Source organism: Streptomyces sp. NPDC127092, assembly GCF_042722475.1.
Lineage (GTDB): Bacteria > Actinomycetota > Actinomycetes > Streptomycetales > Streptomycetaceae > Streptomyces.
This window is the reverse complement of sequence record NZ_JBHXFE010000124.1, coordinates 1,386-2,588: the sequence shown is the minus strand read 5'-3', so window position 1 is coordinate 2,588 and position 1,203 is coordinate 1,386. Positions and strand designations below refer to the sequence as shown.

Genomic DNA, 1,203 nt, shown 5'->3' with positions numbered 1-1,203 from the left:
TCCTCGAGGACGCCGTCTCCGGTGTGAAGGCCGCCGCGGACGGCCGCTTCGGCCTCGTGATCGGCGTGGACCGCGAACCCGAGCTCGGCAAGGGCCGGCTCAAGGCGGCCGGCGCCCACCTGGTGGTCCAGGACTACGGGACCCTGCATCTGGAGGACCGCACCACCACCCCGTTCGACCCCGCGTGGGTGCTGCGCTGGGACCACTTCGACCCGGCCTCCGAGGGCACCCGCGAGGTCCTGTCCACCCTGGCCAACGGGTACTGGGGCACCCGCGGCGCCGTGCCCGGCACGCGCATCTCCTCCGTCCACTACCCCGGCACCTACATGGCCGGGGTGTTCAACCGGCTGACCTCGATGGTCCAGGGCCGGGTCGTGGAGACCGAGCACATGGTCAACATCCAGGACTGGACCCCGCTCGTGGTGACCCCGCGCCACGGCCGCCCGCTGCTGCCGGGTGAGGAGAACCTCGTGGAGTACGGCCAGGAGATGGACCTGCGCCGCGGCGTGCTCTCCCGCACCATGACCTTCGAGGACGAGCAGGGCCGGCGCACCACGGTCCACACCCGACAGTTCACCTCGCTGGCCAACCGGCACCTCGCCGCGATCGAGCTGACCGTCGTGGCGGAGAACTGGTCCGGGGACCTCACGGTGCGCTCGAAGATCGAGGGCCGCGTGGCCAACCTCAACGTCTCCGACGACCGCACCCTCGCCAACCAGCACCTCGAGCCGGTCCAGGCCCGGGAGATCGACGGCGAGACCGTCCTGCTCGAGACCGCCACCAACCAGTCCGGCATCCACGTGGCCGTGGCCACCCGCACCCGCCAGGTGGCGCCGGTGGGCCACCACGAGCCCATCCGCCGCCCCGTGGACGGCTCGGACCTGGTGGTCGGCCAGGACATCCTCCTCCACGTGGACGAGGGCGTGCCGCTCGTGCTGGAGAAGGTCGCCGCCGTCGCCACGAGCCACGACCACGCCAGCGCCTCCGTGTGGGAGTCGGCGGTGAAGGACGCCCAGCGCGCCCAGAACTTCCGCAACCTGCTGACCCTGCACGAGCAGCGCTGGGGCACCAACTGGGACCGGTTCTCCGTGCGCATCGACCTGGCCGAGCCGTACCGGCACCACCGCCGCTCCACGGCGGCGGAGACCGGCGGCGAGTACGCGCCGCCCGTCGTCGCCGCCGGCCACTCGGCCCCGGTGGGGT

The 1,203-nt window shown here is 72.6% G+C and carries 1 pseudogene; it reads left to right on the top strand.

Annotated elements, in window-relative coordinates:
* Window positions 1-1,203: pseudogene (locus ACFWJO_RS37805) on the top strand (hypothetical protein); the annotation flags it as partial.